Raw genomic sequence first — 6,954 nt, 5'->3', positions numbered from 1 at the left:
ACGGTGCCAAGCATCAGCGCGCCGCGCTCAACGGCTCGATGTCGATGACGGGAGAAGCCTGGAGCGCCGCCGTCAGCGCGTCGAGATTGTCCGCATCGAGCGCGAGCGCCGGCGCGAAGATCCGCAGCTTCGGGGCCGGCGGCGTCGCCCGGATCGCCTTGATCAGCGGGCCGCGATAGCACAGGTTCATCATCATCTGGACCGCCTGCACGATGCTGATCGGCCGGCCGTCATGCCGAAACGTGGCGGCATCCACCGTGTCGTTCCAGCCCTGGATGAAGCCACCCGCGTCGATCCGCGTGTTCAGGTCGATCCATCGCTGCTTCTTCGCGTCCGCGCTGTCGTCCGATGCCCGCAGCGCCTCGGATGCACGGCTCACGTCGGCATCGTGCTTCGCCCGCCATGCCATGTAGCCGAGCGCGAACACCATGTTGTCCGGCAGGATATCGTCGTCCTGCACCACGTCGAACAGGCGCCGCGGCGCCAGGTTCGCGACGAACGCCGGCGTCAGGATCCACACGCTCCCGTTGCGTAACGCGCCGGTCGTCCTGCCGAGCGCGGCGTCGCCGCTGTCGACCGCGATGCGCGTCAACAGCCCGGCCTCGACCAGCTCGTCCAGTTGCGTCGCCAGTGCCGGCGACGCGTGAATCGCGCCGGCCACCGCTGCATACTGGCCGGGCGTCGAGCGGGTGCGCAGATCGGCAAGCAGCCGTTCGACGGCGACATGCGCCGCCGGCGAAGCTGGCATCGGATCCGGTTCGGTCGCGCCGGCGCCCGCAACGAGCACGCCACTGATCGAAACAACGGCTGCGGCAACCCGCAGCCCTCGCATGAAGATCCTCATCGTTCGCTCCCCGTTCGCAGGCCCGGTGCGCCGGCGACGCGCGCCGACCGCCGGGATGCCCTCGCTTACTGATCGGCTTCGCCGCCCGATTTGCTGATCGGGTCGAGCAACGCGTCGACCAGCGGCGACAGCACGTCACCCGGGGAACCCGTGAGCCAGCCCGTTTCGTTCGTGCCGTACAGGTCGAGCTGCCCCGTCACCGTGCGGCTCATCGGCGCGTCGTCATAGACTTTCGCGATGCCCGTGAAATACGCCGTGATGAAGGCCGCCAGGGCCTTGTTGGTCTTCAGGCGCGGATTGCCGAGCTTCTCTTTCAGCGCATTCACGCCGGGCTCGACGTCCACGACGCGGCACGAAAAATCGACCGTCGCGATCGACTGACCCTCCACGTATTCGTTGGGCTTCTGCGTCGAACCGGTGGCCTTGCATTCGGAACGGGCCAGCCCCTGCTGATACGACGTGATCGACGCGCTGACCGGCCCGCGCAATGCGGAACGGGACTTGGGCGGCATTCTCGCCAGCAAGCCGGTAACCAGGCGCTCGTGCATCGACTCGCCGAGCTTCGAGACGGCCGCCACGTCGAGCGCGTCCTTGCCGTCGAAGCGCGTGCGCATCGCATCGTTGAACTGCGCCGCCTTCGCGACGTCGCCATTGACGAAGGTACCGAGATACAGGTCGGTGGTCTGCTCGGGCGTCAGCACCGCCGCGTGCGCGGCACCGGCCGCGACGAGCACGGACAGCACGGCCACGCGGGTGGCACGGAGCAACGGAAAACGCGCGCCGCGGCGCGCATGAAGGGAAACGTTCATCGGTCGGGTCATGAAGGGTTCGAATCGATCGGGCCGGCGTGGCGGCCTCATTGCTGGCTGGCGGCGACCGCCGCGACAACGGGGCCGGACAGCGCGTCGACGACGGGCTTCAGCAGGCTTTCGGGGCTGTCGGTCGTCCAGCCCTTGCGGTCCGAACCGACCATCTCCACCTGCCCCGTGATGCGCCGGCTGACCCGTGCGTCGTTGAACGCGCGCGCCACGCCAATGAACGCCGTCCTGGCCGCCGTGAAGCGCTGCTGGTCGGTCTTCGCGTCCTTGCCGGCCGTCATGACCGCGTCGCTCGGCGGCGTGACGTCGGGCACCTTGCATTCGAAACTGACCGTGGCGAGTTCCTGCCCCTTCCCACCTGCACGCGGCGTGCGCTTCGCACCGGTGGCCTTGCATTGCGAGCGCCGCAACGCGCCCGTGTACGCGACCAGCATCGAGTCGAGCGACGGCGCCAGCGCCTCGCGCCCGTCATCCGACATCGCCGACATCACCTGCCCGAGCATCTGTTCGCGCATCTCGCCGTACATGTCGGCCGGCAGCAGCATGTTCTCGGCCTCCTTCGGATCGGCGCTCGCGCGTACCGTGGCGTTGAATTGCTCGACCTTGGCCGCGTCGTTGTTGACGATCGCGCCCAGATAAATGTCGAGGGTCTGTTCGGGCGTGAGCGACGCGGCCTGCGCGGCCAGCGGGATGCCGAGCGACAGTGCGCACGCGGCCAGCGCGTGCACGAGCGGGCGGCGCGCACGGGCGCGCGCCGCGAATCGGGTAGCGGTCATGGGAAGACGGCCCTCTCTCGAATGATTGGTGTTGTGCACCCGGCGCGGCAGCCGGGCTGACCGATTGTCGCGGAAAAAGGTACGCGATGAAAGGCTTTTGTCGGGCCAGATGCCGCGCGCGCAACACGCGCGGACGCAAAAAAGCCCGCTCGAGGCGGGCTTTTGACAGGGTGCGCCGGATCGGCCGCTGGCCGACGCGCGCTTACGCGAACGAGTAGAACACGCGGAACGCGACCTTGCGCTCGGCCCAGAATTCGGCCGCCTCGCGGAACACGTCGAGCAGCGTCTCGCGCCCTTCCTTGTCGAACTTCTGTGCGATCGGCAGCCCCTCGAGGACGATCACGAAACCGGGCTGCGTGCCGGCCTTCGCGACGAGGTCGGTCAGGGAGTCGTACAACGCGTCGTAGTTCTTCCCGAAATGCTTCGGGAACAGGAACGACGTCGCGATCGTTTCCATCACTTCCTGCTTCGACTGCGCGGCGCCGCAATACGCAAACAGGAAATGCTGGCCGAGCCGGCCGGCTTCGTCGGCGAGATCCTGCACGCGGAACGCGCGGATCGACTGCACGAGATTGGGTCGCACGGTCGTGAAAAGGCTCATAGGCTCCTCGTTCGATGAAAGCCCGGGCTCGGCTTCCTGTTGCTCCGGCGTGCCGCCGGCCTGCGCCGCCGCGTGCAGTTGGATCACGCGCTGAAACAGATTGCCGTCGCCGGCCGCGAACAGTTCCGCCGCCGCCGTTTCGTGCGCGTAGATGGAGTCGCTCATGCCATTCGTCCCGAAGTCATTCAACAATACGTTTAAAACTGTTGTAGTGGTCGCCCGTGTAATAACAGTTGTCGATCCGGCGCAATGGCCCGCCACAGACGATCCGGCGCGCGCCGCGATTGCGGGCCCGCGGCGTCGGTACCGTGTACTCATGGTAGTAGCCGCGCTTCGCTTTTGGCAGGATCCGCTCGCGGTTGCCAAACACGACGCCGTCTTTCTCGTACGGATAGGGACCGCCGGCGCCGATCAGGCCCAGCGTGGTCACGGCCTCGCGCGGAAGACTGGCGGTCGGAATCGTATCGAGCCCGCTCGCCGCCACATCGGCCGGAACGGCCTCCCGTGCGTAAGCGGCGGAAACCAGACTGCCCGTCGGCGTGCCGACGATACCCATCGCGAACATCGCGAAGACGGACGCGAGCGCGCCGTTGCGGAGCCACTTGCGTGCCATGAACCAGGGTTCCCGCTGTTAAATCAAGTAGTTGACGACCAACAAAGGCGTTAGCGTAGCGTTATTGGCCGCGCGAATCAATGTCCGTTTGGGAATCGAAAGGCCAGTGATACCCGGAATTGCGCATTTTTTACCGAAATCACACTACATTTATCTTACATAAGATAAAATGCAGGCGGCATCTCTGGCATGGCAAGACTCTGCCTCCTTGTCACGCCAGCTACGCTGAGTGGAGAGAGGTGCTGATGTAGCTTGAGGGAAGCGCGTTTGCGCCCTGCCCGCGGCGTGCCCATTACGGGCACGCCTCTTTTTTTGCTTTTGTTTACAATTTCGCCCGACGCGCCACGCCGGTTCGACCGGCCTGGCGCGTTCGTTTTGGCTCAGCGCGTGGCGTTCACGTCGGCGACCAGCAGCGCCGCCATGTTGACGATGCGGCGAACGGTCGCCGATTCGGTCAGCACGTGCACCGGTTGCGCAGCGCCCAGCAGGATCGGCCCGATCGCGATGTTGTTGCCCGCGGCCGTCTTCAGCAGGTTGTACGCGATGTTCGCGGCGTCGATGTTCGGCAGGATCAGCAGGTTCGCTTCGCCTTCCAGCGTCGACTCCGGCAGGATTTCCTTGCGCAGCGCCGCGTCGAGCGCGACATCGCCGTGCATCTCGCCGTCGACCTTCAGCTCCGGTGCACGTTCCTGCAGGATCGCGAGCGTATCGCGCATCTTCTTCGCCGAAGGTGCGTTGCTCGTGCCGAAATTCGAGTGCGACAGCAGCGCGACCTTCGGCTCGATACCGAAGCGACGCACTTCTTCCGCGGCCATGATCGTGATCTCGGCCAGCTCTTCCGGGGTCGGATCGACGTTCACGTGGGTGTCGACCAGGAAAATCTGGCGGCCCGGCAGCACGAGGCCGTTCATCGCCGCGTACACGCTGCAGCCCGGGCGCTTGCCGATCACCTGGTCGATGAAGTGCAGGTGGCGGTGCGTGGTGCTGATCGTGCCGCAGATCATCCCGTCCGCTTCGCCCTTCTTCACCAGCATCGAGCCGATCAGCGTCGTGCGGCGGCGCATCTCGACGCGCGCGAGCTGCTCGCTGATGCCCTTGCGCGCCATCATCTTGTAGTACGTCTGCCAGAAGTCGCGGTAGCGCTCGTCGTGCTCGGTGTTGACGACCGTGAAGTCGGTACCCGGCGTCAAGCGCAGGCCGTAGCGCTGGATACGGTGCTCGATCACCGACGGGCGGCCGATCAGGATCGGCTTCGCGAGTTTCTCGTCGACGATGATCTGAACGGCGCGCAACACGCGCTCTTCTTCGCCTTCCGCGAATACGACGCGCTTCTTCTCTTCCGGCGCGGCGCGCGCAATCTGGAAGATCGGCTTCATCGTCGTGCCGCTGTGATACACGAACTGCTGCAGATGGACGCGATACGCTTCCATGTCCTCGATCGCGCGCGTCGCGACGCCGCCGTCCATCGCGGCCTGCGCGACGGCCGGTGCGATCTTCACGATCAGGCGCGGATCGAACGGCTTCGGAATCAGGTATTCGGGCCCGAACGACAGATCCTGGATGCCATACGCGGTCGCGACGATGTCGCTCTGCTCGTGCTGCGCGAGCTCGGCGATCGCGTTGACGGCCGCGATTTCCATCTCACGCGTGATCGTCGTCGCGCCGACGTCGAGCGCGCCGCGGAAGATGAACGGGAAGCACAGGACGTTGTTGACCTGGTTCGGGTAGTCGGTGCGGCCCGTGGCCAGCACCGCGTCCGGACGCACTTCGAGCGCGAGTTCCGGCAGGATTTCCGGCGTCGGGTTCGCAAGCGCGAGGATCAGCGGGCGCTCCGCCATGCCCTTCACCATCTCCTGCTTCAGCACGCCGGCGGCCGACAGGCCGAGGAAAATGTCCGCGCCGTCGATCACTTCGGCCAGCGTCCGCGCGTCGGTTTCGCGGGCGAAGCGCTCCTTGTCCGGATCCATCAGCTCGGTGCGGCCCTTGTAGACCACGCCCGCCAGGTCGGTCACCGTGATGTTCTCGATCGGCAGGCCGATGTCGACCAGCAGGTCGAGACACGCGAGCGCGGCCGCACCCGCGCCGGACGCGACGAGCTTGACCTTCTTGATGTCCTTGTTGACGACCTTCAGCCCGTTCGTGACGGCCGCGGCCACGACGATCGCGGTGCCGTGCTGGTCGTCGTGGAACACCGGGATCTTCATCCGCTTGCGCGCTTCGCGCTCGACGATGAAGCAGTCAGGCGCCTTGATGTCTTCCAGGTTGATCCCGCCGAAGGTCGGCTCCAGCGCGGCGATCACGTCGACGAGCTTGTGCGGGTCCGACTCGTTCAGTTCGATGTCGAACACGTCGATGCCCGCGAACTTCTTGAACAGCACGGCCTTGCCTTCCATCACCGGCTTCGACGCGAGCGGCCCGATGTTGCCGAGACCGAGCACCGCCGTGCCGTTCGTGACGACGCCGACCAGGTTGCTGCGCGCGGTGAAGCGTGCCGCGTTCAGCGGATTCTCGACGATCTCCTCGCACGCGTACGCCACACCCGGCGAGTACGCGAGCGCGAGGTCGCGCTGGTTGATCATCTGCTTGGTCGGGGCGATCGCGATTTTCCCGGGGGTCGGGAATTCGTGATAGTCGAGCGCGGCTTCGCGGAGCTTGGCTTTGGAGGAGGCTTGGGTAGACATGTGTCTCGTGACGGGCGGATTAGAATGACTCTTCGACGGCATTGTAGCGCCAATCATCAGCCGCCAAACCGGCGATTCGGGTGCAACAGCCGCGACAAAAATGGTGCAAACGGTGCAGGAACGCCGCCGTTCGCCTCGTACAATGCCGTTCCTTCCATCGTTTCGGATCCGCCCGCCGTGCCAGCCGCCCTCTCCGAGTTTTCGCTGATCGAACGCTTCTTCACGCGCCGCGCCGCGCAGGGCGCACGTGCGTCGACGCTCGGCATCGGCGACGATTGCGCGTTGATCACACCCCGATCCGGGAAATTGCTGGCCATTTCGACGGACATGCTGGTGGAAGGCCGCCATTTCTTCCCCGACGTCGCACCGGACGCGCTCGGCCACAAGACGCTTGCGGTCAACCTGTCCGACCTCGCCGCCATGGGCGCCGAACCGCGTGCCTTCACGCTCGCGTGCGCGCTGCCGCGTGCCGACGCGGCGTGGCTGGAAGCGTTCAGCAACGGGCTGTTCGCGCTCGCCGAGCGGTACGGCTGCGAGCTGATCGGCGGCGACACGACGAGCGGCCCGCTGAACCTGTGCGTGACCGTATTCGGTGAAGTCGCACCTGACGCGGCGCTGCGC

Annotated in this window: 7 protein-coding genes; 1 reads left to right on the top strand and 6 read right to left on the bottom strand. The window is 65.9% G+C overall.

The window, feature by feature from the left end; translation table 11 throughout:
* Positions 1–13: 13 nt before the first annotated feature.
* The 6 genes from JYJ84_RS24340 to JYJ84_RS24315 all read right to left on the bottom strand — a co-directional run bounded on the left by JYJ84_RS24340 (position 14) and on the right by JYJ84_RS24315 (position 6,375).
* The gene (locus JYJ84_RS24340; RefSeq protein WP_175222952.1) at positions 14–844 is read right to left on the bottom strand and encodes a hypothetical protein; all 831 of its coding nucleotides are present in this window, start codon (positions 842–844) and stop codon (positions 14–16) included.
* A gap of 65 nt (positions 845–909) precedes the next feature.
* Positions 910–1,653 carry a hypothetical protein gene (locus JYJ84_RS24335; protein WP_236027672.1) on the bottom strand — a complete coding sequence of 248 codons (744 nt, stop codon included), beginning with the start codon at positions 1,651–1,653 and terminating at the stop codon, positions 910–912.
* A 47-nt stretch (positions 1,654–1,700) separates the two neighbouring features.
* Entirely contained in the window at positions 1,701–2,438 is a 738-nt protein-coding gene (locus JYJ84_RS24330; RefSeq protein ID WP_175222950.1) for a hypothetical protein, read from the bottom strand.
* A 202-nt stretch (positions 2,439–2,640) separates the two neighbouring features.
* Positions 2,641–3,204, bottom strand: coding sequence for a barstar family protein (locus JYJ84_RS24325; protein WP_122944444.1), 564 nt, complete (start codon positions 3,202–3,204; stop codon positions 2,641–2,643).
* Positions 3,205–3,220: 16 nt separating this feature from the next.
* Positions 3,221–3,652 carry a ribonuclease domain-containing protein gene (locus JYJ84_RS24320; protein ID WP_006476946.1) on the bottom strand — a complete coding sequence of 144 codons (432 nt, stop codon included), beginning with the start codon at positions 3,650–3,652 and terminating at the stop codon, positions 3,221–3,223.
* Between the two features lie 380 nt (positions 3,653–4,032).
* A complete protein-coding gene (locus JYJ84_RS24315) occupies positions 4,033–6,375 on the bottom strand; it encodes an NADP-dependent malic enzyme (RefSeq protein ID WP_275890742.1) in 2,343 nt (780 codons plus the stop codon).
* Positions 6,376–6,510: 135 nt separating this feature from the next.
* On the opposite strand from JYJ84_RS24315, the gene JYJ84_RS24310 reads away from it, so the two are divergent.
* On the top strand, positions 6,511–6,954 hold a 444-nt coding region (locus JYJ84_RS24310; protein WP_240199887.1), incomplete at its 3' end, for an AIR synthase related protein.

It is taken from the genome of Burkholderia sp. LMG 13014, assembly GCF_905232215.1.
Lineage (GTDB): Bacteria > Pseudomonadota > Gammaproteobacteria > Burkholderiales > Burkholderiaceae > Burkholderia.
This window is presented reverse-complemented; position numbering and strand designations above follow the sequence as displayed.